23 protein-coding genes are annotated in these 23879 nt (G+C 48.4%); 10 read left to right on the top strand and 13 right to left on the bottom strand.

Annotation, left to right across the window (positions count from 1 at the left end; genetic code table 11):
- Positions 1 to 2 precede the first annotated feature (2 nt).
- The 3 genes from SB24_RS15210 to trmB form a co-directional block, all read right to left on the bottom strand.
- Positions 3 to 1700, bottom strand: a complete 1698-nt coding sequence (locus SB24_RS15210; protein WP_031379297.1) for an NAD-dependent malic enzyme — start codon at positions 1698 to 1700, stop codon at positions 3 to 5.
- Between the two features lie 78 nt (positions 1701 to 1778).
- A complete protein-coding gene (locus SB24_RS15205; RefSeq protein ID WP_039254176.1) occupies positions 1779 to 2624 on the bottom strand; it encodes a YtnP family quorum-quenching lactonase in 846 nt (281 codons plus the stop codon).
- Positions 2625 to 2682: 58 nt separating this feature from the next.
- Positions 2683 to 3336 (bottom strand): tRNA (guanosine(46)-N7)-methyltransferase TrmB, encoded by a 654-nt coding sequence (gene trmB, locus SB24_RS15200; protein WP_003152359.1) that lies wholly within the window; start codon positions 3334 to 3336, stop codon positions 2683 to 2685.
- A 185-nt stretch (positions 3337 to 3521) separates the two neighbouring features.
- On the opposite strand from trmB, the gene SB24_RS15195 reads away from it, so the two are divergent.
- Positions 3522 to 3800 (top strand): YtzH-like family protein, encoded by a 279-nt coding sequence (locus tag SB24_RS15195; RefSeq protein WP_003152357.1) that lies wholly within the window; start codon positions 3522 to 3524, stop codon positions 3798 to 3800.
- On the opposite strand, the gene SB24_RS15190 is transcribed toward SB24_RS15195, so the two are convergent.
- The 4 genes from SB24_RS15190 to thpR form a co-directional block, all read right to left on the bottom strand.
- A complete protein-coding gene (locus SB24_RS15190; RefSeq protein ID WP_003152355.1) occupies positions 3801 to 4598 on the bottom strand; it encodes a phosphotransferase family protein in 798 nt (265 codons plus the stop codon).
- Positions 4599 to 4868: 270 nt separating this feature from the next.
- A complete protein-coding gene (locus SB24_RS15185) occupies positions 4869 to 5798 on the bottom strand; it encodes a YegS/Rv2252/BmrU family lipid kinase (protein WP_033574223.1) in 930 nt (309 codons plus the stop codon).
- 52 nt (positions 5799 to 5850) lie between these two features.
- The gene (locus tag SB24_RS15180; protein ID WP_015418026.1) at positions 5851 to 6783 is read right to left on the bottom strand and encodes a hypothetical protein; all 933 of its coding nucleotides are present in this window, start codon (positions 6781 to 6783) and stop codon (positions 5851 to 5853) included.
- A 26-nt stretch (positions 6784 to 6809) separates the two neighbouring features.
- Positions 6810 to 7361, bottom strand: coding sequence for an RNA 2',3'-cyclic phosphodiesterase (gene thpR, locus SB24_RS15175; RefSeq protein ID WP_015418027.1), 552 nt, complete (start codon positions 7359 to 7361; stop codon positions 6810 to 6812).
- A gap of 89 nt (positions 7362 to 7450) precedes the next feature.
- On the opposite strand from thpR, the gene cysK reads away from it, so the two are divergent.
- Positions 7451 to 8422 (top strand): cysteine synthase A, encoded by a 972-nt coding sequence (gene cysK, locus SB24_RS15170; protein WP_095352847.1) that lies wholly within the window; start codon positions 7451 to 7453, stop codon positions 8420 to 8422.
- Between the two features lie 37 nt (positions 8423 to 8459).
- Here the strand turns inward: cysK and pepV are convergent, their stop codons facing one another.
- Positions 8460 to 9851, bottom strand: a complete 1392-nt coding sequence (gene pepV / locus SB24_RS15165; protein WP_039254172.1) for a dipeptidase PepV — start codon at positions 9849 to 9851, stop codon at positions 8460 to 8462.
- A 95-nt stretch (positions 9852 to 9946) separates the two neighbouring features.
- On the opposite strand from pepV, the gene SB24_RS15160 reads away from it, so the two are divergent.
- Positions 9947 to 11251, top strand: coding sequence for an NCS2 family permease (locus SB24_RS15160; protein WP_014418668.1), 1305 nt, complete (start codon positions 9947 to 9949; stop codon positions 11249 to 11251).
- A gap of 33 nt (positions 11252 to 11284) precedes the next feature.
- Here the strand turns inward: SB24_RS15160 and SB24_RS15155 are convergent, their stop codons facing one another.
- Together SB24_RS15155 and SB24_RS15150 are read right to left on the bottom strand one after the other, a co-directional pair.
- Positions 11285 to 12445 carry an ABC transporter permease gene (locus SB24_RS15155; RefSeq protein WP_039254170.1) on the bottom strand — a complete coding sequence of 387 codons (1161 nt, stop codon included), beginning with the start codon at positions 12443 to 12445 and terminating at the stop codon, positions 11285 to 11287.
- Positions 12442 to 13146: an ABC transporter ATP-binding protein gene (locus SB24_RS15150; RefSeq protein WP_031379302.1), complete on the bottom strand. Its 705-nt coding sequence runs from the start codon at positions 13144 to 13146 to the stop codon at positions 12442 to 12444. Before SB24_RS15150 ends, SB24_RS15155 begins: the two co-directional genes overlap by 4 nt.
- Positions 13147 to 13426: 280 nt before the next feature.
- On the opposite strand from SB24_RS15150, the gene SB24_RS15145 reads away from it, so the two are divergent.
- Positions 13427 to 13648, top strand: a complete 222-nt coding sequence (locus SB24_RS15145) for a DeoR family transcriptional regulator (RefSeq protein ID WP_003152337.1) — start codon at positions 13427 to 13429, stop codon at positions 13646 to 13648.
- Between the two features lie 127 nt (positions 13649 to 13775).
- Here SB24_RS15145 and SB24_RS15140 read toward each other — a convergent pair whose 3' ends face one another.
- Both SB24_RS15140 and SB24_RS15135 read right to left on the bottom strand, forming a co-directional pair.
- Positions 13776 to 14495: a pseudouridine synthase gene (locus SB24_RS15140; protein ID WP_007408795.1), complete on the bottom strand. Its 720-nt coding sequence runs from the start codon at positions 14493 to 14495 to the stop codon at positions 13776 to 13778.
- Positions 14496 to 14551: 56 nt separating this feature from the next.
- Positions 14552 to 16189, bottom strand: a complete 1638-nt coding sequence (locus SB24_RS15135; RefSeq protein ID WP_039254168.1) for a putative polysaccharide biosynthesis protein — start codon at positions 16187 to 16189, stop codon at positions 14552 to 14554.
- A 207-nt stretch (positions 16190 to 16396) separates the two neighbouring features.
- Here SB24_RS15135 and SB24_RS15130 point away from each other — a divergent pair, with 207 nt between their 5' ends.
- Positions 16397 to 17662, top strand: a complete 1266-nt coding sequence (locus SB24_RS15130; protein WP_007408798.1) for a BaiN/RdsA family NAD(P)/FAD-dependent oxidoreductase — start codon at positions 16397 to 16399, stop codon at positions 17660 to 17662.
- Positions 17663 to 17841: 179 nt separating this feature from the next.
- A complete protein-coding gene (gene opuD, locus SB24_RS15125; protein ID WP_007408799.1) occupies positions 17842 to 19377 on the top strand; it encodes a glycine betaine transporter OpuD in 1536 nt (511 codons plus the stop codon).
- Positions 19378 to 19412: 35 nt separating this feature from the next.
- On the opposite strand, the gene SB24_RS15120 is transcribed toward opuD, so the two are convergent.
- Positions 19413 to 19595, bottom strand: coding sequence for a sporulation protein Cse60 (locus SB24_RS15120; protein WP_003152309.1), 183 nt, complete (start codon positions 19593 to 19595; stop codon positions 19413 to 19415).
- A 200-nt stretch (positions 19596 to 19795) separates the two neighbouring features.
- Between SB24_RS15120 and SB24_RS15115 the strand changes: the two genes are divergently transcribed.
- Genes SB24_RS15115 through SB24_RS15100 form a run of 4 tightly spaced genes read left to right on the top strand, consistent with a single transcriptional unit; the run spans position 19796 to position 23869 of the window.
- Entirely contained in the window at positions 19796 to 20821 is a 1026-nt protein-coding gene (locus SB24_RS15115; protein ID WP_015418031.1) for a LacI family DNA-binding transcriptional regulator, read from the top strand.
- Between the two features lie 41 nt (positions 20822 to 20862).
- Positions 20863 to 22140, top strand: a complete 1278-nt coding sequence (locus SB24_RS15110) for an ABC transporter substrate-binding protein (RefSeq protein WP_031378736.1) — start codon at positions 20863 to 20865, stop codon at positions 22138 to 22140.
- A complete protein-coding gene (locus tag SB24_RS15105) occupies positions 22137 to 23051 on the top strand; it encodes a carbohydrate ABC transporter permease (RefSeq protein WP_031378735.1) in 915 nt (304 codons plus the stop codon). The genes SB24_RS15110 and SB24_RS15105 overlap by 4 nt, the downstream gene beginning before the upstream one ends.
- On the top strand, positions 23048 to 23869 hold the full coding sequence (locus tag SB24_RS15100) for a carbohydrate ABC transporter permease (protein WP_031378734.1): 822 nt from the start codon (positions 23048 to 23050) through the stop codon (positions 23867 to 23869). Before SB24_RS15105 ends, SB24_RS15100 begins: the two co-directional genes overlap by 4 nt.
- Positions 23870 to 23879 lie beyond the last annotated feature (10 nt).

Raw genomic sequence — 23879 nt, 5'->3', positions numbered from 1 at the left:
GGTTACATCGGCCGAATTCGTTTATATACTGGGTGCCACATCGCGTCCTGCACCGCTTGGATCAGATCCTCGGGTTCCGTTTCCGCTACACCGTCCTGAATCGCAGCTTTAGCTACAGCTACCGCCACAGTTGCCGATACCGTCCTAAGATCCTCCACTTTCGGAAGCATTGGCGCCCCCGGCTTGCCGACATCCACCATACCGGCGATGGCATTCGCGCAGGCAACGAACATATTGTCCGTAATGATCCTTGCTTTCGTCACAATCGTGCCGAGTCCGAGTCCCGGGAATACGAGCGCGTTATTCGCCTGTCCGATATGGTAGGTAACGCCGTTATACGCAACAGGCGGAAACGGACTACCCGTAGTGACAAGCGCGCGGCCTTCCGTCCATTTAATCAAATCTTCAGGTTTTGCTTCTGATAATGTCGTCGGGTTTGACATCGGCAAAATAGCGGGCCGTTTGACATGTGAGGCCATTTCTTTGACGATTTCTTCCGTAAATGCGCCTGATACGGTGGATGTGCCGATCAGAATCGTCGGCTTGGCCTGACGCACCGTCTCCGCCAGATCAATTGATCCGCCTTCACCGCTGCGGCCGTACTCTTTCACTTCATCAGCAGGGCGCGCGTACGGAACCTGAAAATCACGCAAGTCCTTCATATCATCCGTTAACAATCCGTTTCTGTCGATACACCAAAAATGGCTGTAGGATTCTTCTTCGCTTAATCCGTCATGCACCATGGCTTCGCGCAGCTGCTCAGCAATTCCGATACCGGCCGTTCCCGCCCCGAAGACGACGACTTTATGCTCTTTTAAAGGCACTTTTGATGCTTTTGCACACGCTAAAACAGCCGCAAGCGATACCGCGCCCGTTCCTTGAATGTCATCGTTAAACGTACAGACTTTATCTTTATACCGTTTTAATATGCCGCGGGCGTTAGCCGTACCGAAATCCTCCCAATGAAGCAGCGCATTCGGGAATGTTTCCCGGGCAAGCGAGACATACTCATCAATAAAGCGGTCATATTTCTCGCCGCGCACTCTTGAATGCTGGTTTCCGACATACAGCGGGTCATTTAAGAGGCTTTCCTGATTTGTCCCCGCGTCCAATACGACCGCAAGCACTCGTGACGGATCAATTCCGGCCGCCGCCGTATACACCGCGAGTTTTCCGACAGAAATGGCGATGCCGCCGACGCCCCAGTCACCGATTCCCAGAATGCCCTCCGCATCTGTGGCAACGATTAAGTCAATGTTTTCATTTTTTCCGAACTGCTGAAATGCGGCGCGCATTCCCTCAGGATCATCTATTGACAAATACAGACCGCGGGGTTTTCTGTACTCATGGCTGTAACGCTGGATCGCGGTGCCGACGGTCGGCGTATATACGATCGGCAGCATTTCGCCTAAATGATCATTTAACAGTCTGTAAAATAACGTTTCATTCCGGTCATGGAGAGCGGTCAAGTACACATTTTTGCTCAGCTCATCAGGCTGCGAACTGAATTGTTCGTAGGCCCGCCTCGCCTGCTCTTCGATTGTCAATACTTTCGGCGGCAGAAACCCCTCGAGCCCGAGTTCCTTTCTTTCCTCCTGTGTAAAGGCCACCCCTTTATTTAAAAAAGGCGTAGAAAGCACTTCTAATCCGCGCAGTGTTGTTTTGATTTCTCCATCTTTCGTCACTTGAAATTGATTCACCTGTCTCTTCCTTTCAAAGCAATTTGTCTTAGGTTTGCTTTTATTCCCGAAATTCATACAGGCAAATCATCGATCCGCTTATTTTTTCTCCCGTTTGACAGATGCAGCCACTTCGCCGTCTTCTCCCCATTTTACCGCTCTGTAAATCGCGTCGTGATAGAAAATCAGCCAGGCGTCTTTTTCTGCCGCGAACGTCTGCCATTTCTGCTTTTCTGGAATAGAGGTCATCGGATAATCATCATAGGCCAGCACCCATAACGGATTTTTATGCGCATTCGTCGGCATCAGGTCGGCAAAATGCACAGCCGCCTCCCCACCGTCTTCTAAGACGATGACGCTGTGGCCGTCGCTGTGGCCGCCGGTGTGGTGCATCGTAATGCCTTCTGTCAGCTGATACTCGTTCTCAAAGGTTTCGACCTGATCTTGTACCGCCTCCCAATTTTCTCTCCAATATGTATTTTTCGATCTGATATTAGGATTTCTCATTTCGCGCCACTCTGTTGCAGAAGTGATAATGCGGGCATTCGGGAAAACAGAGACAAGCTCCTCTCCGCTGTACTCCGTCAGGCCGCATGCATGGTCAAAATGAAGATGGGTCATCGCGGCAATATGAATGTCCTCACAAGAAAGCCCGAGGTCACGAAGAGATTGTTTCAGATTGGATTCCTGTGTTACGCCGTAATTCCTTTTTTGTTTATCAGAGAATTTCCCTCGGCCGATACCCGCGTCAACCAATATATTCAGGCCTTTTTTTCTGATCAGAATCGGGTCTGTTCTTAATTCAATCTGGTTTTTGTCATTTACGGGGTATTTTCTCGACCATAAAGGTTTCGGAACAACGCCGAACATCGCTCCGCCGTCCATATGCGTTACACCGCCGTCCAGCCATGTTAATGAAATATTCCCAATATTCAATGTCTCCATCTTGATCCCTCCTGATGTAATGGTAGCAAATGGCGGCATAAAAAAACAGACTCCCGCATCAGAGTCTGTCTTTTGTTCTCCATTCAACTTCGGCCCGATAAATCGGCTGGCCGAGCGCGGAGAATTTTTCTTCGTATTCTGTCATAATATTGCCCTTCGGATCGCTGTTGTGCAGATCAAGGCTGACTTCCGTCAGAAGCAGGCCGTATTCGGAAAAGCTTTTCAGAGAGTATTCGAATAAACCGCGGTTATCGGTTTTGAAATGAATCTCACCTGTTTCGCCCATCACTTCTTCGTATTTTTTCAAGAACGTTTTAAAAGTTAAACGGCGCTTTTCGTGGCGGTTTTTCGGCCACGGGTCAGAAAAGTTTAAATATACGCGCTTGATTTCTCCCCGTTCAAATACGTCATTCAGTGTTTCCGCGTCTATATTTAACAAACGGACATTGTGAGCCCCGCTGTCCTTAACTTTTTGGACGGCAGTGACGATGACGCTTTTAAACAGCTCAATCCCGATATAGTTGATATCCGGATTCTGCTTGGCCATTCCTGAAATGAACTGCCCTTTTCCGGTACCGACTTCAATATGGATCGGGTTGTCATTGCCAAAGACCGTGTTCCACCGCCCTTTATACTGGGCCGGATCACTGATGGCGATGTCAGCGTTTTCTGCCAGAAAATCATTCGCCCAAGGTTTATGGCGCATTCTCATATGATTGACACCTCTATCTATAATTTCGAGTAACAACATACCATGAAACATAAAGAGCCGCAAGCGCCTTTTAAAGGCGCCGGCCGCATAAAAAAAGAGGCTCCCCGGTCCGGAACACTCATGTGATGCATAAAACCGCACCGCTTTGCACAATGTATGACACAGAAAGGATGTGTATATGAATCATGGGCTTAACAAGCGAACATCAGGTCCGGTTATTAAAGGACATACTGGCCGACCATCAATTGGATTGCTGCGGCACGGTTGCCGAGTATGAACAGCTGGAGCGCGTCATCAAATCACTGATGGCCAACACCGGGCTTGATTCAAATATAAAAAACGTGCTCGAGGATGTCTACCGCTACAGCCAGTCCGGCATCACGGCCGATTCCATCGACACGCATATTCAGGAGCACCAAAACCATTTGTCCCAATGGGTGGAGCAGATGGATTCGTACTCCTGACTACTTGACAATCCGCTTCATCAGGGCATGAAGCTCTTCCATGGCATCATGATACGCTTTGTCGTTTCCTTTTGATTTGTGCCAGGCGATGAAGGTGATGGTCTCCGATAACATGTACCACGCCATCCGCAGCCGAAGCCCTTCCGTGAGCTTCATGCCGTACATCCCAAGCCAGCTGTCCCACGCTGGCTCTTCGACGTAATGATACAATAAAGGGCCGAGATCCATGGCCGGATCAGCTATCATGGCGCCGTCCCAATCTATTAAATACAGCTGGTTGTCTTCAGACAGAAGCCAGTTATTATGATTCACATCACAATGGCAAACGACTTTTTCACCGAATTGCACCTGATCCACATGAGCTTCCAAATAAGCAAGGCCTTCCTGAATAAGCGGCGAAAATTGCCGCACGGCAAAGACGGCCTGCTTCAGCTGCGACAAAAGGGCGCCCGGATCAAGCGGTTCTTTTCCCAATCTTTTCAGCATGTCGAGCAAAGCTTTTGATGTGTGGATTTTGCGGAGCAGCTCAGCCACCGGGCGTCCGCTCATATCCTTTGCCTTCAGCTCCCTGCCCGCCATCCAATGCTGAGCCGTAATGACGTCTCCATTTTCCATCCGTTTCGTCCAAACCAGCTTCGGAACAATGCCTTCGGCGGATAACACGGCTAAAAAGGGCGAGCTATTACGTTTTAAAAAAAGCTGTTGGCCGTTATGTTTCGCATAATATGCATCTCCTGTAGCTCCTCCGGCGGGGAAGATCTCCCAATCGCTACCTAGTAATTGTCCCAACCAGTTCATATCAATGTTCAACCCATCATTTCTTAAAATATTTTAGAATAGGCCTCCAGCCTTTCTCTATTGGCGGAGCGGCCTGTCATAAACAATTTCATGAGAATAAAAAAGACAGCTATTGAGAGTCTCATATGCTAATCAATAGCCGTCCTATAAATTTTAGCGCTACAGCACAAACTTCGTCAAGCAAAACTAGCAAGAACACCTGTGAATTCTGAAGATTTATGCCGCGAACCGCTCTTTGCCGTAAAACATTTGACGGGTTTCATTTGTTTATTATGTTTTTATTTTCAACGGCGCACCGCCCGGCATAAGCCGAAACGGCGTCGTTCCGATCAGCTCGCCGTCAGCGTGAAACGGAATTTTCCCATCTGTTTCAAAAACGAATTCCTTCCCCTTTATCATCGTCACTCCGTCCATTTTGATATGCCGGCCGAAGCTCATCGCCCATAAAAAACGATACAGCGAGAAAAAGGACAGGTTTTCTGCGACGACAATATCAAAATGGTTTTGACGGGGATTTGCTGAAGGCGCCGCTTTCATGCCGCCTCCGTAATAAGGGTGATTAGCCGCTATGACAAACCAGACATTGCGGAATTCTCGCCTCTGGCCGTCTGCCGTGCAAACAAATCTGAACGGCTGAAACCCCGAGGCCGTATGTAAATGCGCGAGCGGGTAAATCACAAAGCCGAGACGCAAAAACCGAAGAACGCGCGATAACGGAAAATTCGCCGCTGCCTTCAAAACTGAGGCATCGAAGCCGACAGACAGGTGGTTAATAAAATAAAGTGATTGCGCTTTGTCATGAAAAAAGTTGATGTTTCCCGCAAAAAATTTCCGTGTGAGCGGGCGGTGCAGACTTTTGATTTCTTGGAGGAGCGCCGACTTCTTAATACCGAGCCCTTTGGAAAAGTCATTGTACGAACCGGCGGGCACAAAGGTCAGCTCAATCTGGTCCGTTCCTTTCAGTCCGTTAATGACTTCATGCATCGTCCCGTCACCGCCGATGACGAACAGCCGCTTAAGCTTATGATCCTGCATCATTGAAATCTGTCTCGCCAGCACTTCCGCATGTCCGGGATGCCCGGTCAAAAAAGAACGGTGGCTGACCCCGCGCCTGTTCAGCTCTTTTTGAACTGATTTCCAGACACGCCGGCCCCGCCCGCCTCCTGAGACCGGATTAATAATAAAAAACCATTGACTCATCGTTTGTTTTCACCTGCTTCATAGATGAAGAGACAGCCGGCAAACGTCCGTTTTAATCAAGCCATTCCTGTCTCCGGCTTGAATCGCTTAAGCCGTAAGACAAAAGAGCCTTCGCCGCCTTGAGCTGGTGGTGCTTGATCGGCGCCGTATTTTTCTGCTGCTTTTCCACCCACTCTGCGGCAGTCCGTTTATCAGCTATTTCCAGCCCGTACGGCGGCTCCGGATAATCAATATAAGACGTTCTGCTGAGCAAAAGCTTCCGCACGGGAATGTCGGCCTGCTTTTCTTTTACGATTTGCGAAACGACCGAGCCCGTCCGGTGCAGGCTGAGAGACGGATTCAATACTTGGCGCGTGCTGCCGGAGCCTCTTTCTTCCCAAAAACGGTGTTTTGATCCGATATATACGGTGTCCTCTTCCGCTTCCATAAAAGCGGCGCAGAAAATCTCCAGCGGCGAGATGATGATCATGCTCAGTTCGACGGACGCCTGCTGAATTTGCAGAACCGGATGATACATCACAAAATAGGAATCGGGCAGCTTTTGAGCCAGCATTTTTAACATCCCGTCCCTTTTGACCGCCTGTGAAAGCTCAGACTTTTGAGAAAGCGTGGAGCTCGCCCATTTTAATTGAAAGTCATACAGCTGATCTTTGAAAAAAGGCGCGAGCTCAGACTTTCGAGACGGGAGATTCCCGAACAGCGCCTCTTCTCCCTCCGGCTCATCAAACCATTGGTGCCTCTTTTCATTTATATCGGCCGTATTTTCTTCTTTTCTCTTTTTTAAGGAAAATTTTTTCCTGGCCGGCGCTTGATCGGTTTCCCCGCCGGCAGCCGTTTCCGTTTCTTTTTCTTCCGTCATCCGGTCAAACGCTTCAAGAAGCGCCTCAAAGCGTTCTTTCTTCAGCCGGATAAACTGGTTCATATAATGATATGGATCAAGTTCATATCTGGATATGCAGTCGTGAATTTTGATGATCTGTGCCATGTGATTTCTCCACTCCGAATATTTGTTTATGTCAATTGAAACTGTGCAATTTCTTCGTATTTAGGCGACCGGTCAAGATGGGTCTGAAACAGGGAAAACCGGCTGACGGCACTTTGCACCCTGCCGCTTTCAAACGGCACATCGTCAGGAAACGGCCGGTCTCCCGCCCACTTCCGCGCCATCGTCATATGAGGGTGATACGGGCGTTTTTCCACTTGAAAACCAGCTTTCAAAACAGCCTGTTTTGTTTTTTCCCGCAAATCAAAGAGCAGTTCATTCCGTTCGGGCTCAAGGTGAAGCACTCTCGGCTGTCTGCGGTCGCCGAAAATATCCAGATGCTGAAACTGTACGGTAAACGGCTGCGCTGCCGACGCAGCATCTGCGAGCAGCGACGATAATTTCGCAAGCCGTTCTTCATCCGCGGCTCCGAGAAAAATGAGTGTAATATGATAGTCATGCGGGTGCACCCATTTTTTGAATGTTAACGCCGGCTCCTTTTTGGCTGCTTCCCAAATCGGTTCAGCAATGTCAGCCGGAATCGGAATGCCGATAAAATAATGCGGCAATGAAGCTTTCATACGAGGATCTCCCCCTCTTTGGTTATGGTGTTATTATAAAACGGATAAGCGGAGAGGAGAACCCTGTCCGCTCATTATGATAGGATATTATGTACCGAACGTTTTATACAGAAAGGAATGAGCCGGCCTTGAAAATCGTAAACAGCACGGCGGAGCTGATCGGCGGCACACCGATCGTAAAGCTCAATCGTCTTCAGCCAGAACATGCAGCGCAGGTCTATTTAAAATTAGAATCGTTTAACCCGAGCGGCAGTGTCAAAGACAGAGCGGCTTACAATATGATCATTGAGGCGGAAAACAGCGGGCATTTAAAACCCGGCTCTGTCATCATCGAACCGACAAGCGGCAACACAGGCATCGGCCTGGCGATGAACGCGGCGGCGCGCGGCTACAAGGCAATCCTCGTCATGCCTGACACGATGACGAAAGAACGCATCAACCTCCTGAAAGCGTACGGCGCGGAGGTTGTGTTAACACCGGGGGCGGAAAGAATGCCCGGCAGCATCAAAAAAGCGAAAGAACTCGCCGAACAGATTCCGGGAAGTTTTATCCCTATGCAATTCGATAACGGCGCAAATCCAGATGCCCACCGAAAAACGACAGCCATTGAAATCTATCAGGCCGTTCAGCAGCTCAACAGACCGCTCGGTGCTTTTGTGGCAACGGCGGGAACGGGCGGAACCATTACCGGAACTGGAGAAACGCTGAGGGAGCTTTTCCCGGATATGATTGTTCATGTCGCCGAGCCGGCGGGATCTCCCGTCCTGTCTGGCGGAAAACCCGGAGCCCATAAGCTTGTCGGGACAAGCCCCGGATTTATTCCCGGCATACTGAATCAGGACGTTTACGATGAAATCATGAAAATATCTGATGAAGATGCGTATACGACAACACGCCGTCTGGCCCGGGAAGAAGGCATACTCGTCGGACCGTCTTCAGGCGCCGCCTGCTTCGCCGCCATTGAAACCGCAAAACGACTCCCTTCCGAACAGATCGTCATCTGTATGACGGCCGATACGGGAGAACGTTATTTATCAACGGATTTATGGTCATTTGAATGATAAAAAGGGATGCCGCTTTCGGCGTCCCTTTTTATTATCACTTGGCAAGCTCATAAATGGCTTCGGCATATAAAGCGGTTGACCGGAGAAGGTCATCGATTTCAATGTACTCATCCTTTTGATGCGCGCTGTCAGGCCGGCCGGGGAACAGCGGCCCGAACGCGACGCCCGCCGAAAGGGATCTCGCATACGTTCCTCCGCCGATTGAAATCAGATCCGCTTTCTTTCCCGTCTGTCCTTCGTAAACCTTTTGAAGCGTCTTTACGAGCGGATGATCGGCAGAAACGTGGTGCGGTTTGCTGTCTTTAAATTCTTCAAGCCGGAATTCTTCAGCAGACGTAAAAGCATCACGGATGACTTTGCTGTCTGAAGTGACGGGATAACGGATGTTGATGCCGAGTTCTCCTTCCTCACCCTTTCTGTATGTAAAGGTGCCGACATTCAATGTAAGCTCTCCGCTGATGTCATCCCTGCAATCAATTTTCAGCTTTTTGCCTCGTGTATCATTTAAAAAATAGTCACTGACGGTTTTGACAAAGTCCTTTCCGGCTTCATCCAGATCTGTTCCGTTAAGGCATTCAGCAAGCTTTAAGCCGGCATTAACACCATTATCCGGTTCCATCGCGTGGCATGATTTTCCGTATACCCGAAGCGTCAGTTTTCCATTTTCCGAAACTGCTTCACCCTGTGTTTTTGACTGCTCAAGCCATTTGCTGAAATATGCGTGCACGGCATCAAGACCGTCCCCTTCAATAACCGCTTCAGCCGCATCCGGCACCATGTTCAAGCGCAGTCCTGAACGGAATGACAGTAGCCCGTTTTTTGCGTCTTTGTCAGAAGCGCTTTTTGCAATGCGCAGTGACGCATCTATAATTCCTTTTTCGGCGTTAATGATCGGAAAATCTGCGTCAGGAGCAAAGCCGATGTCAGGCATTTTTTCGTGTTTGAAGTAGTGATCCACGCATCTCCAATCACTTTCTTCATCCGTTCCGATGATGATTCTCACGCGTTTGGATAAAGGGAGCTGCATGTCTTTGACGATTTTCAGCGCATAAAACGCCGCCATTGTCGGCCCTTTATCATCTATGGCGCCTCTGGCATATATCCGGCCGTCCCTGATATCGGCTGAAAACGGATCGCTCGTCCAGCCGTCTCCGGGCGGAACGACATCGACGTGGCACAGAACGCCGACGATTTCGTCACCCGTTCCCCATTCAATATGGCCCGCATAGCCATCAAGATTCTTTACGGTGAAGCCTTCTTTTTCACCGAATTCCAGCAGTGACGTCAGGCTGGCATTGACGCCTTCTCCAAACGGCCGGCCGGGACCGGCTGTTGATTCGTCCATTACGCTGTTGATCTGCAAAAACTTCTGCGTGTCACGGATCAGATCTTCTTTGTTTCTGATGACTTCAACTTCCCAGTTCATCACAAATCCCCTTTCTTGATAAAGACTTGCAAAATGTCGATAAAACGAATAATATAGATGATGTTTTGAAAAAATGTTCGTCATTGGAGGTACTTATGTTTCATCTCGACAAGCATCAAACGACAATAAAAAGAGAAATTACCGCGGGATTGACCACCTTTTTCACAATGGTGTATATCATTGTCGTCAATCCGGTGATCCTTTCCAATGCGGGAATTCCGTTTGACCAGGTGTTCACCGCGACGATTATCGCTTCCATTGTCGGAACTTTATGGATGGCTCTCGCTGCGAATTTTCCGATCGCCATTGCCCCCGGCATGGGCTTAAACGCGTATCTTGCCTTTCACGTTGTCGGCACAGGCAGCGGCATTACGTATCAGACGGCTTTCAGCGCCGTTTTTATCGCGGGAGTCATCTTTATTATTTTATCGTTAACGCCTTTAAGAAAACAACTTATAGAAGCGATTCCGGACAATTTAAAATACGGAATTACGACCGGCATCGGCTTATTTATCGCTTTTATCGGCTTACGCCAATCCGGAATCATCACGGCTGATAAATCTAATCTGGTCGCACTCGGCGATCTTCATTCGCCCGCCGTCATTTTAACGCTTATCGGACTTATCATCAGTATTGTACTGATGGTGCTGAATGTTAACGGGGCTCTGTTCATCGGCATGGCGCTGACCGCTATCATTGCCTTTTTGACCGGACAGATCCATTTCGCGAAAGGATTCATGTCCTTCCCGCACCTGCCGGAGGGGCTTTTGATCACAAATCCGTTCGGAGCCCTCGGGGATGTCGTGCATCACGGTCTGTACGCCGTTGTGTTTTCTTTTCTTCTCGTTACGATTTTTGACACGACCGGCACCATGATCGGTGTCGCCGAACAAGCGGGACTGATCAAAAACAATCAGCTGCCGAATGCCAGAAGAGCGCTTTTGGCTGATTCGACCGCTACGACGGTGGGAAGCATCTTCGGCACCAGCCCGACGACCGCGTTCGTTGAATCTTCAGCAGGTGTGGCGGCCGGCGGAAGAACGGGTCTGACGGCGCTGACGATTGCGGTTATGTTTGCCGTTTCCATGTTTTTCAGCCCGCTTGTCAGCGTCTTATCGGAAGTGTCAGCGATTACGTCACCGGCTCTGATTATTGTCGGCAGCCTGATGATGGGTGCTGTGTCGAATATCCGCTGGAATGAGCTTGATGAAGCGTTCCCGGCCTTTCTCGTCATTTTGGCGATGCCTTTAACGTCCAGTATTTCAACCGGAATCGCACTCGGCTTCATTTCATATCCGCTTGTTAAAGCAGCTAAGAAAAAATGGCGCGAAATCCATCCTTTAGTCATCATCTTCGCCGTGCTGTTTTTTATTCAGCTTTTTATTTTGAACGGACATTAAGAAAAATCCCTTTCCTTTTTCGGAAAGGGATTTTCACATATAAAGAACGGAAAGAATCGCGGCAATGAGACACCAGGCGGAACAGATGACTTGGATGACGGTTAATGCGCTGTTTCGCGCCCTGAAATAGTCATCACTGTCTCTCTTGATACCGCTTAAAACCGGTTTATCCATGATCCGGTCAAATAAAAGTGACGCGGCATAGCGGCTGACGATCGCAAACAAAATGAGAACTGCCGGCTTGACTAAGAGCGGAAGAACGAGAATAAGAGCTGTAAAAGCCGCGGTTAAAAGGTAAAGCTGCCGGAGATACCCGCCGTTTCGGATCAGCACTTTAAAGAACAATTCTTTCCACGCCGTATACGCCGACCGTTTTGTAAAGATGTGCTTTGAGCCGGGATATAAAAACGGCTTGCTCCGCCCTTTATGTTTACCATTCGGGAGCTGCACATCATGGCTGAGCATCAAAACAGAGGCCGCGAATGAAAGCTTGCGCCTGTTCTCCTCAAGCACTTCTTCCTCAAAGGCTGATAATGTCTCCGTCCCTTTCCGAGTCAAAAGAGCGGAACAGATGAACAATATACATCCCGCCGGCCAAAGCCAATACCATTCGGCGGCAAAGACGATCATAAAAAACGCACCCGCCATCAGAACCATCACTTTCAGCCAGCCCGCCGCCTGATTCCCGAATGTCCGCCTGCTGTTTTTTCTGTGCCGGTGCACCGCTAATATTGCAGTATGGAAGCCGAACAGACAGCAAAACATACCCGAATATGCCGGTAAGGTACAGTCACCGTATTGGCGCCATAAGGGAAATAACAATACGGCAAGCGCACCCCATTTGATAAGGGAAAGGAACATCGAATACAAAAGCGCGTACCGTTTCAGCTTTTGCATCAGATGTTTTGCATGCACCAAAAATACGTGATCCGCTTCCAGCAAAAAGGTATGAATAAAACCCGTGCACAACAGCAGGGCACTGAATACATACAGCCAGCCCCATCCTAATACTCCTGCCGCTCCATTAAGAAGCCCCCTGCCGTTCAGCCATTCAGCATATTGATAAACGGCAAATGCGGCAGCGGGAAGAACGATATACAGCGCGACCGTCCAATCAATGACCGTCTGAAACACCTTCCATTGATACCGCCAATAATGAAACAGCCTTTGAAAAAACAAAGCCCGCCCAGTCATCGCTGACTGCTCCGAACCGCTGAATAAAAGCAATCCAGCAGTGAACGGCTCCCCGTTTTTTCCTGAAGCTCCTCTAACGTGCCTTGAAGAAGCAGAGCGCCCTGATCCAGCAAATAAAACCGGTCGCAGATTTTTTCCGCCGTATCCAGAACATGAGTGCACATCAAAATTCCCGCGCCCCTTTCTTTCTCAGCAATCAGCATGTCGGTAAACAGCTTCGTTGAGATCGGATCAAGTCCGATAAAAGGCTCATCAATGATGTAAATATCCGGCTTCGCCAAAAATGCCTGTATAAGCATCAATTTTTGCTGCATCCCTTTTGAAAAACCGGAAGGCAAATCATGTGTTACAGACGTCAGCGAAAACTCTTCAAGCAGCCGCCCTGCCCGTTCACGGCACTCTTCCCCTTCCATGCCCCGCAATGACCCGGTCAGCTCGAGATGCTCCCAAAGCGTCAGTTCATCGTAAAAACTCGGACGCTCCGGTATGTAAGCATAAGATGAATCATTCCACTCAATTCCGCCCTCTATATCCCGGGACAGCCCGAGAACCGCCTTTATCACTGTGCTTTTCCCCGCGCCGTTCGCTCCGATTAAACCGGCAATTTCACCAGCGTTGACTGACAGAGATACATCAGAAATCACCTTCGGCCTGTCAGCATAACCGGCGCAGACAATGTTTGCATTCAATAATTCTCCCAAACTTCTCACTCCCCCGTTTTCATACGGACATGTATAAAAAAAGTTTCAGTTTCCATAATAATAAAAGCGGACCGAGCATAGTAATGCACCAAGGCGGCACTCATTTGGAAAAAATTATCTGCGCTTATTCCTAGATTCATGTTGTCCATATCGTGTATAATGGAGGCAGTTAAAAGAGAAAAAACAGAATGTCATCCTTTGTTGCTTATTCGTACGAAGTTTTAGAGTCGAAAGTTGTGGTATATCAAGTCCATCCGATCTTATGATAGGGAGTGGTTTTTTGAAACCTTCAACAAATCGTATGCTGACTCGGATTAAATCAGTTTACATGTTCATCCAGGAAAAAGGCCTTGTGACAACACAGGAACTGGTTGATGAATTCGGCATTACACCTAGAACCATTCAGCGAGACTTAAATGTGTTAGCATACAATGATCTTGTTCATAGTCCTAGCCGAGGCAAGTGGGAGACAACACGAAAAAAAGTGAAAATTACATCTTAAGCGAACAATTACATAAGGCCCTTTTCGGCCTGACATGCTGCAAGGCAAAGCAGCGTCTTTGCCTTGTTTTTTGTTCCTCTATATAAAAAGCCCAAAACAAATCTGTTTTGGGCTTTTCTGATATCGATTACACTTCAGCGCCTCTCAGCGTTTCGAGCTCTTCTTCAGTCAGCTCGCGGAATTCTCCCGGTTTAAGATCCGGGTCAAGAGAAACAGCCCCCATCGAAAGCCGCTTCAAATAAGCCACTTCATTTCCGACAGCCTTTGCCATCAGCTTCACCTGATGATATTTGCCTTCTGTAATGGTCAAATGAATCACCGTTTCATCCGGGCTTTCTGTAATGATTTCAACGGCTGCCGGCTTCGTTTTATAGCCTCCTTCAATGACGACGCCTCTTTCCAGATGAACGATGTCTTCCGGTGACAGAGGCGAGGTTAACCGGACCTCATATGTTTTAGGCACATGCTTTTTCGGAGAAAGCAGGCGATGAGCGAGCTGCCCGTCATTGGTCAGAAGCAAAAAGCCTTCCGTATCCTTATCAAGACGTCCCGCCGGAAACGGTTCAAATCGCTGTTCTTCAGGCGTCAGCAGATCAACCACCGTTTGCTGGCGGCTGTCTTCGGTAGCGGACAGGACTCCTTGCGGCTTATTCATCATGACATAAATAAATTCACGATAGTCTGCCGGCTCTCCGTATACCGTGATGTCCTGTTTTTCCGGATCGACATGGGTTTTCACATCTTTCGCCGGCTCTCCGTCAATCATGACAGCCCCGGCCTTGACGATTTTTTTCACATCTTTTCTTGAGCCGAATCCGCTGTTGGCAAGCAGTTTATCAAGTCTCATCCTGATCCTCTCCTTTAAAAAGAAAAGCCCGCGATAAGCGGACTATTCATTATTTCTCAATGGGCGGAATGCCTGCCTCTCCTCAAAACACGGGGCAGACGGTTTCCAAACATTTTCTGTAAAAATCCGATTCGGTACGCGGCAAACATGTACACCGCACCGCCGACAGCGGCGCAGACAAAGACGAAAATCGCCGCATGCACCTGGCCGCTTTGGTATGTTACAAAGAAACTGAGCAGCCATTGAGTCAGCTTGACCGCGACTCCCATCACGACGGACAGGACTGCGATTAAAATGACCCGTTTTATAAGTACCGTATACGAATAGCCCGCATGGCGCTTAATCATAATAAAACCGTACAGAAGAGAAGCGATATAACCGAGCGCCGTTGCCAAGATGGCCCCGTCTCCCTGAAACAGCTTGATCAGCGGCACGTTCAGCACCACTTTTATAATGACGCCGATGAAAAGGCTCACGACAGCAAATTTCTGCTTATTAATCCCTTGCAGGATCGCGGCGTTTACGGTAAACAGAGAAAACAGAATCGCGACAGGCGCGTACCAGAACAATATATCCTGTCCGATATCCGGGCGAAGACTTTCAGAGCCGTAGAAGAACGTATAGGCCGGACCCGATAACACGGACATCCCGACAACTGCGGGAATAACCAAAAACAGAATGATTTGCATCGTCTGGTTAATCTGCTGGTTCAAAAGCTTATAATTCCTGCTCGTAAACGATTCAGTAATCGTCGGAATCAGCGTCAGACCGAAAGCGGTCGCCAGAGAAACCGGGATCATGACAAGCTTCGGCACATAAAGAGTGACAATCGCAAGCATGTCCTGGCTGATATCCTTATGGCCTGCCGCAATCATCGCTTTATTAAACGTATTCGTATCGATATAAGAATACAAAGGAATCGCCAGTCCGACAAATACGTAAGGAGCGGCATAACTGAAAAGCTCAATGAACATTTTTTTATAACTTAAGTTCGCAGACGGGACGAGATTCGGCTTCATCGCCAGAAGATCGCCCTTCCGCTTATTCCAGTAAATATAAAGGACGACAAGCCCTCCGAATGATCCGATCAGCGCCGCGAAAGTCGCGTATCCGACTGCGATGACAAGGCCGCCGTTGATCACTCTTAAAATCAAATACGTGGCGCCCAATAAAAAGATGATCCGGGCAAGCTGCTCCACAACCTGTGAAACGGCTGTCGGCCCCATCATCTGATGACCTTGGAAAAAACCGCGCACAAGACTCATAATCGGCACGACCAAAAGTGCCAGACTCACCATCCGGATGACATAAACGACGTGGTCAATCGTAAGTCCGTTGTTACTCGTGCCGCCGAGAGATGTTTCCGCAAAAAACGGCGCCGAAATATAAAGAATTGAAAAAGCGATCATCCCGGTTACGAGCATAACCGACATTCCCGCTCTCAGCATCCGCCTGCTTGTCTCATAGTCTCCCTTGGAATTATATTTCGAGACAAATTTTGAAACCGCGGCGGGAAATCCCATCGTGGCAATGTTTAAAAACAGTGTATATTGATTATATCCGTATTGAAACAAAGCTCCGCCCGTCGCTCCGACCATCGCTCCGAACGGGATCAGATAAATCATCCCTAAAATCCGCGATATATAGGTGCCGAGCGTCAGCACGAACGTGCCCCTTAACAATTTGCTTGACATGTTTCCTCATCACCATTTTCTACGAAGATTCAACTTTTCTATTTTAACACAACTGGGCAATTAGACGGTAATAATTACAGCGGGAAACTTTTTGGGAAAACTCTTTAAAAAACAAAATACGTTTAAGGATTCCCTTTCTTTCGCTATAATAGCAGAAAGCGGACATTTCCGCCTATTATACGTGAAAAAGAAAGTTGTTGATGAAAGATGAAACATTATGACGTGATTGTGATCGGCGGCGGCCCGTCCGGTTTAATGGCTGCGATTGCGGCAGGCGAAGAAGGCGCGGACGTATTATTAATCGATAAAGGAAACAAGCTGGGACGGAAGCTGGCGATTTCCGGCGGCGGGCGCTGCAACGTGACCAACCGCCTCCCCGTTGAAGAAATCATCAAACACATCCCCGGCAACGGCCGCTTTTTATACAGCGCGTTTTCCGAATTTAATAATGAAGATATCATCGCCTTTTTTGAAAAACTCGGCATTCAGCTGAAAGAAGAAGACCACGGGCGCATGTTCCCGGTGACGGACAAAGCACAAAGCGTTGTCGATGCGCTTTTGAACCGATTAAAACAACTGAATGTCACCATCCGTACAAATGAAAAAATCAAAGAAGTGCGGTACGAGAACGGCAGGACAGCAGGCATTACGACAAACAATGACGAACACATTAACGCAGACGCCGTCATTATCGCGGTCGGCGGAAAATCAGTCCCGCATACCGGCAGCACCGGAGACGGCTATGCATGGGCGGAAGCGGCCGGTCATACCGTGACCGAACTCTTTCCGACGGAAGTGCCGGTTACGTCGTCAGAACCGTTTATTAAACAAAAAACACTTCAGGGGCTGTCTCTTAGAAACGCGGCCGTCAGCGTTCTGAATAAAAAAGGCAAACCAATCGTCACACACGTGATGGACATGCTGTTTACCCATTTCGGCTTGTCAGGCCCCGCCATTCTCCGCTGCAGCCAGTTTGTCGTCAAAGAACTGAAAAAGCAGCCAGAGGTCAAACTCCGCATCGATCTGTTTCCCGGCATCAACGAGGAAGAGTTATTTCAAAAGATGCACAAGGAACTGAAAGACGCACCGAAAAAAGCGCTCAAAAATGCGCTGAAGCCGTGGATGCAGGAACGGTACCTGCTTTTTCTTCTGGAACGGAACGGTCTTGATCCGCAGACAAGCTTTACGGAATTGCCGAAGGATCAATTCAGGGCTTTTGTCAAAGACTGCAAACAATTTACGGTTGCCGCTGACGGAACGCTTTCTTTGGACAAAGCGTTTGTCACAGGCGGAGGTGTTTCCGTAAAAGAGATTGAGCCGAAACAGATGGCGTCAAAAAAAATGGAAGGCTTATATTTTTGCGGAGAAATACTCGATATTCACGGCTATACCGGGGGCTACAATATCACTTCAGCCTTTGTTACGGGGCGTCTCGCCGGTTTGAATGCAGGACGTTTCTCACGCTCGCTCTAAATGGTTTAAAGCGCACTTACCTGAGCGTCCCCGTTGATAATTGACCAAAAACATGATAGAGTTTTCTGCGTTTTGTTTCACCTGATTGAGGGAATAGGAAGAAAGGATTGATCTGCAATCGTACGACCATACTAAAACAAAATGGCGTATTGAAAAAAATAGTCAGAGGGTGAGAACGTTTGAAGAAGAACATCTCCAGTGTTTTTTGGATTGTGATTGTCATCACAGCCGCTGCGGTTTTATGGGGAGCCATTTCTCCTGACAGCCTGCAGCAAGTCACTGATACGGCACAAAAATTTATTACGGATTCTTTCGGCTGGTATTATCTGCTGGTCGTTTCTATATTTGTCGGTTTCTGTCTCTTTCTCATTGTAAGTCCGATCGGCACAATAAAACTCGGAAAACCCGGGGAAAAACCGGAATTCGGCTTATTATCATGGTTTGCCATGCTTTTCAGCGCAGGCATGGGAATCGGTTTGGTATTTTACGGGGCTGCGGAACCGATCAGCCATTACGCCATCAGCTCTCCCTCAGGTGAAACAGAAACGCCCCAAGCATTTCGTGATGCGCTCCGGTACACATTTTTCCACTGGGGGCTGCACGCTTGGGCCATCTATGCGGTTGTCGCTTTATGTATCGCATATTTTCAATTCAGAAAAGACGCGCCCGGTTTGATCAGCAGCACACTGACACCGCTTTTGGGCGATAAAGTAAACGGGCCGATCGGCAAAGCGATTGACTGTATCGCCGTGTTTGCGACCGTTGTCGGTGTGGCGACAAGCTTAGGGCTCGGAGCGACTCAGATCAACGGCGGTCTGCATTATTTATTCGGCATTCCGAAAACATTTTCCGTTCAGCTGATCCTGATCGCTGTCGTGACCGTGTTATTTTTGATTTCTGCGTGGAGCGGCATCGGCAAAGGGATTAAATACTTAAGCAATACCAACATGGCGCTCGCGGCTATTTTAATGATCTTTATGCTCATTGCAGGCCCGACGGTGCTGATTATGAACTCATTTACCGATTCTATCGGCCAATATATCCAAAATATCGTGCAGATGAGCTTTCGCTTGTCTCCGAATGATCCCCAAAAACGCGAATGGATTAACAGCTGGACCATTTTCTATTGGGCCTGGTGGATATCCTGGTCGCCGTTTGTCGGCATTTTTATCGCCCGTGTATCAAGGGGCCGGACGATCCGGGAATTTTTAATCGGGGTATTGGTGACACCTTGTATATTGGCTTTCTTATGGTTTGCGATCTTCGGTGTATCCGCGATGGATCTTCAGCAGAAAGGCGTATTCAATGTCGCGGGAATGTCAACGGATACGATGCTGTTCGGCGCACTCAGCCACTATCCGCTGACAATGGTGACATCCGTATTAACGCTTGTTCTGATCGCTGTATTCTTTATCACATCAGCGGATTCAGCGACATTTGTGCTTGGAATGCAAACGTCTTACGGCTCTTTAGACCCGTCAAACCGGGTGAAAATCATCTGGGGCGTCATCCAGTCCGCCGTGGCAGCGGTATTGTTATATTCCGGCGGTCTGGCCGCACTGCAAAACACCGCCATTCTCGCCGCGGTTCCGTTTTCAGTCGTGATTCTTCTGATGATTGTGTCTCTGTACAAGTCATTAGCGAGCGAGCGAAAAGGAATCAAACAAGCGGAGAAATACCAAAAACCGAGAAGTCCCCGCGTCAAAAAAGCATAATGAACAACGAAGCCCGGCATTTCGTCCGGGCTTCTTTATTTTCGGTATAAAATGAGAGCGGAAAAACAATAAAGCTGCTCACCTTCAGGATCACAGGCCGCCGCTACCGTATATTTAATATCAACGAGCTGTTCATCAGAAATCCCCTTTAAAAATGTATTGACTTCAGTCTGCAGATCCTTTTCATGCTCCTCATCAAAAACAGCTATCTTCAGCACATCACCCTCTCCTTTCTCTATCAATTTATTCCGGTTCAATTGAAATATGATAGAGAAAAACAGATTTTCTTTTTTACTGATTTTTACTAAAAGTAACCGAAAATAGTTGTTGAAAACGCTTACTCTCGTATGATAATATCATTTTAACAATAACCAGTTCATTTCTGTTTAGTAAATATTTAGTAAAAAGGAGATGCGAAATGGTCCGTCTCAAAGATATTGCCTTACAGGCATCTGTATCCAGCGCGACAGTATCGAGAATTTTGAATAAGGATGACTCTTTGGCTGTGACTGATGAAACAAGAGAAAAAGTTCTGAGGATCGCCGATGAGCTGGGCTATCAGCCGTCGGCAAAAAGACAGAAGAACCGCAGCCGCAGCGATTCAGCGCCCCTGATCGGCGTTGTCAGCTGCCTGTCACCGGAAGAAGAACGGCAGGATCCTTATTTTTCGGCGATCCGAAAAGGCATTGAGGAAGAATGCTTTCGGCAAAAAATTTTTATCACATCTTCTATCCATCTCGGTTCTTTTCAAGAGCATATGTTTCACGAACTGGACGGCGTCATCGTCATCGGCAGCCTGCAAGACGAGGCGCTTACGAATATCAGCGCCGCTTTCAGGCACGCGGTGTTTGTTAACGGCACCCCCGATCCCGCCCGCTACGATTCTGTCAGCGTGGATTTTTATGCCGCAGCGCAAAAGGCGATAGAACATCTTCTGTCGCTCGGTTACCAACGGCTCGGTTATATCGGCGGCCGGGAGCGGGAGCATACCGTCATAGACGGTGTAAACAGCAATAAAACGATTGAGGATAAGCGTCTGACCGCTTTCTTACAAATGGCCGGCGCCGAGCCGGAGCATGTACTGATCGGCGAATACAGCATGCACGAAGGGTTCCGGCTGATGAATGAAGCCATCAAAGGCGGAAGTCTCCCCGATGCCTTTTTTATCGCAAGTGATTCGATGGCTGTCGGCGCTTTAAAAGCCTTGCAGGAAGCCGGCCTTCAAGTCCCGCGCGATACGGCGGTTGTCAGCTTCAACGGAATTGATGAGGCAGAATACGCCAGCACGCCGTTATCAACGGTAAAAGTATACACGGAAGAGATGGGCCGGACGGGTGTCAAATTGCTTCTCGACCGTTTAAACGGCAGAACCGTCCCGCTGGCCGTGACGCTCCCCACTTCATTGATTGTCAGACAAAGCTGCGGCTCACAAGAAAGGAGGTGACGTGTCCCGCAGCGTTTATATCATATTTAAAGGAGGAAAAGATGAAACGCTTACTGGCTTTGTTCCTTTCTTTTACTTGCATGATACTTCCCGGCTGCTCGGCAGAACAGAGCGGCGACGGAGAAAAGCAGAAAACATTGACAGTCTATTCCACCATATCCTCAGACAGCGAACGCGCCGTATTCAGAAAGTTGGCTGATTCATTCCAAAAAGAACATCCGGACATTCAAGTAAACGTTCATTTCCCAGGCAATGACTACGAAAATATGATGAGGGTCAGGATGGCGGCCGGTGATATGCCCGATCTTTTCGACACACACGGCTGGGCCAAAATCCGCTACGGAGAATATACCGCCGATCTCAGCGGCATGTCTTGGACGAAGCGGCTCGATCCGAATTTAAACAGCATGCTCAAAGACGCCAAAGGCAGAATATACGCCTTCCCTCTGAATCAGGCAAAGGACGGACTGGCCTACAACCGCACAATGTTGGAAAAATACGGAATCAAACCGCCGGAAACAATGGATGATTTTATGAAGGCATTGAGACAGATTAAAGAAAAAAGCGGCGGAACAGTCATCCCCTTCTGGTTTGCCGGCTATGAGAAAAGCTCATTTGCCCAATATTACGATCAATTCGCCGCACCGCTTCTCATCACAGATCCCGCACACCGTTACAAAAAACAACTGTTAAACGGAACCTTCCGCTGGACACACTTCACCTATTTATCTGACAAACTGAAAGAGATGCAAAAGGAAAACCTGCTCAATATAGATGCCGTGACGGCGAAACGGTCCCAGCTCATTGAACTGATGGCGCAAAACAAAATCGCCTTTACGCTGCAGGGCGGCACCCTCGGCCAAGACGTCGCTCAAATCAATCCGAAGGTAAAAGTCGGCATCATACCGACCCCGGCCGTCCACAAGGGAGACGCGCCGGTTTGGATCGGAGGCGAACGTTACACGCTGGCGGCATTCAAGGATTCCCCGCGGCTTGAAGAAGCGAAACAGTTTATCGCATTTATGGCCCGACCCGAGCATGCAAAATCAATTGCCGAAGCGACCTCGCTTCCGGCCGGATTAGTGAATGTGCAAACGGACATTTTCTACGCAAATGACTATAAGCGCTATCAGCATATTAAGGTGCAGCCTTATTTTGACCGCCTTTATTTGCCAAACGGAATGTGGGATGTGATGGGAACAGCCGGGCAGGAGCTGATGGCCGATATCTTAACCCCCGCTGAAATTTCAGCGAAACTCGGCAGGGAATATAAGCGGCTCCGGCTTCAATCTGATTCACGGGGAGCTGAAAAAGAATGAGTGATCTTGCAAGAGAAACCCAAGGATTTCAACATCAAAAGCCGGTAAAATCCGCGTCACTATGGTGGATGTACGTTCCCGCCCTTGCCACGGTTTTTATTTTCATGATTTTTCCGTTTGTCAAAGGCGCTTTTATTACGTTTACAAACTGGAACGGCTTCTCACAGACGTATCAATGGGTGGGAGTCACTCAATATAAAAGGCTTTTTACAGATCCGGACACGTGGCTTGTTGTGAAAAACACTTTGCTTTACGGCATCGGAAGCACTTTTTTTCAGAATATGCTCGGACTTTTATATGCGCTGCTTTTGAATCAGAGCTTAAAAATGAAGGCGCTCACAAGAACGATCGTCTACCTGCCCGTCATTATCAGTCCGCTGATTATGGGATACATTTGGTATTTTATTTTCTCATATGACGGGGGTGCGCTGAATGATGTGCTTGGCGCACTGGGAATCGGTCCTGTCAATGCCTTGGCAAGCCCTGCGGCAAACCCGTGGATTATCGTCATGATTAACACGTATCAATACGCAGGGATTGCGATGATTGTATATTTGGCGGGGCTGCAAAGCATTCCGAAAGATTATTACGAAGCGGCAAAAATGGATGGCGCTGGCGGTCTTCAGCCGTTTTTCACCATCACCCTGCCTTTATTGATTCCGGCTGTCACCATCAACATGGTCATCAATATCATCGGCGGGCTGAAGCTGTTTGATGTCATTTTCGCGCTGACCGCAGGCGGGCCGGGCAATTCCTCTCAATCGATGTCAACGTTTATGTATGATTTATATTTTAAACGGCAGGATGCGGGATATGCCGCCGCCCAAGGCGTGTTTATGTCCGTCATGATTCTTGTCATCAGCTTTTCGGCTCTCGTGTATTTCAAGCGAAAGGAGACGGAAATGTCATGAAAACAGCCCGAATGCGGATTTTTACGCTGTTGGCAGCCGTTATCTCGTGCGTTCATATTGTCCCCTTTTATATTTTGCTGACCACGTCATTAAAAGCAAAAGGTGACTACAGTTCAAAATGGTCGCTGCCATCCGCCTTTTCATTTCAGAATTTTCGTGAAGCATGGGAACGTGCCTCTCTCGGGCAATCCTTTCTGAACACGATCATCATTACAGCCGTTTCCGCCGCTTTGTTAATTTTCATGGGTTCGCTTGCCGCATACCCGCTCGCAAGAAGAAATACAAAGCTGAACAAAATCGTCTTCGGACTTTTGATTTCAATCATGATCATCCCGCCTTTGACTTCCATGGTTCCTTTATACAAGATGGTCGCTGATGCGGGGCTGATCAATACGCATGCCGCAGCCATTCTCATTAATACGGCTGCATATATGCCGCTGACCGTTTTCTTATATTCAGGGTTTATCCGCTCCTCCATTCCGAAAGAGCTTGAGGAAGCCGCCAGGATCGACGGCGCGGGATTGATCAGGACTTTTTATACAATCGTGTTTCCTTTGTTGAAACCGATTACCGCAACGGTCTGCATAATTTCCTGCGTGTTTATCTGGAACGATTACCAATTTGCGATTTTCTTTTTACAAGATCAAAAGGTGCAGACATTGACCGTGGCCATGGCGGGATTCTTCGGCGAAAACGCGAACAATCTTCACTTAGTCGCCGCAGCCGCGATCATGGCGATGCTGCCGATGGTCGTATTGTTTTTGGCGCTTCAAAAATATTTTATCTCAGGGCTGTCCTCCGGGGCGGTCAAAGGCTGAGAAGAAAAGG

It is taken from the genome of Bacillus sp. Pc3 (assembly GCF_000815145.1).
Taxonomy (GTDB): Bacteria; Bacillota; Bacilli; order Bacillales; family Bacillaceae; genus Bacillus; species Bacillus velezensis.
Note: the sequence above shows the minus strand (reverse complement) of the source record. Positions and strands in the feature narration are given on the sequence as shown.

Excerpts from the sequence above, each read along its gene's own strand:
- SB24_RS15205 (WP_039254176.1), bottom strand. The coding sequence starts at position 2,624 with ATGGAGACATTGAATATTGGGAATATTTCATTAACATGGCTGGACGGC.
- trmB (WP_003152359.1), bottom strand. The coding sequence starts at position 3,336 with ATGAGAATGCGCCATAAACCTTGGGCGAATGATTTTCTGGCAGAAAAC.
- SB24_RS15195 (WP_003152357.1), top strand. The coding sequence starts at position 3,522 with ATGGGCTTAACAAGCGAACATCAGGTCCGGTTATTAAAGGACATACTG.
- SB24_RS15190 (WP_003152355.1), bottom strand. The coding sequence starts at position 4,598 with ATGAACTGGTTGGGACAATTACTAGGTAGCGATTGGGAGATCTTCCCC.
- SB24_RS15185 (WP_033574223.1), bottom strand. The coding sequence starts at position 5,798 with ATGAGTCAATGGTTTTTTATTATTAATCCGGTCTCAGGAGGCGGGCGG.
- SB24_RS15180 (WP_015418026.1), bottom strand. The coding sequence starts at position 6,783 with ATGGCACAGATCATCAAAATTCACGACTGCATATCCAGATATGAACTT.
- thpR (WP_015418027.1), bottom strand. The coding sequence starts at position 7,361 with ATGAAAGCTTCATTGCCGCATTATTTTATCGGCATTCCGATTCCGGCT.
- cysK (WP_095352847.1), top strand. The coding sequence starts at position 7,451 with ATGTACCGAACGTTTTATACAGAAAGGAATGAGCCGGCCTTGAAAATC.
- pepV (WP_039254172.1), bottom strand. The coding sequence starts at position 9,851 with ATGAACTGGGAAGTTGAAGTCATCAGAAACAAAGAAGATCTGATCCGT.
- SB24_RS15160 (WP_014418668.1), top strand. The coding sequence starts at position 9,947 with ATGTTTCATCTCGACAAGCATCAAACGACAATAAAAAGAGAAATTACC.
- SB24_RS15155 (WP_039254170.1), bottom strand. The coding sequence starts at position 12,445 with ATGACTGGGCGGGCTTTGTTTTTTCAAAGGCTGTTTCATTATTGGCGG.
- SB24_RS15140 (WP_007408795.1), bottom strand. The coding sequence starts at position 14,495 with ATGAGACTTGATAAACTGCTTGCCAACAGCGGATTCGGCTCAAGAAAA.
- SB24_RS15135 (WP_039254168.1), bottom strand. The coding sequence starts at position 16,189 with ATGTCAAGCAAATTGTTAAGGGGCACGTTCGTGCTGACGCTCGGCACC.
- SB24_RS15130 (WP_007408798.1), top strand. The coding sequence starts at position 16,397 with ATGAAACATTATGACGTGATTGTGATCGGCGGCGGCCCGTCCGGTTTA.
- SB24_RS15115 (WP_015418031.1), top strand. The coding sequence starts at position 19,796 with ATGGTCCGTCTCAAAGATATTGCCTTACAGGCATCTGTATCCAGCGCG.
- SB24_RS15110 (WP_031378736.1), top strand. The coding sequence starts at position 20,863 with ATGAAACGCTTACTGGCTTTGTTCCTTTCTTTTACTTGCATGATACTT.
- SB24_RS15105 (WP_031378735.1), top strand. The coding sequence starts at position 22,137 with ATGAGTGATCTTGCAAGAGAAACCCAAGGATTTCAACATCAAAAGCCG.
- SB24_RS15100 (WP_031378734.1), top strand. The coding sequence starts at position 23,048 with ATGAAAACAGCCCGAATGCGGATTTTTACGCTGTTGGCAGCCGTTATC.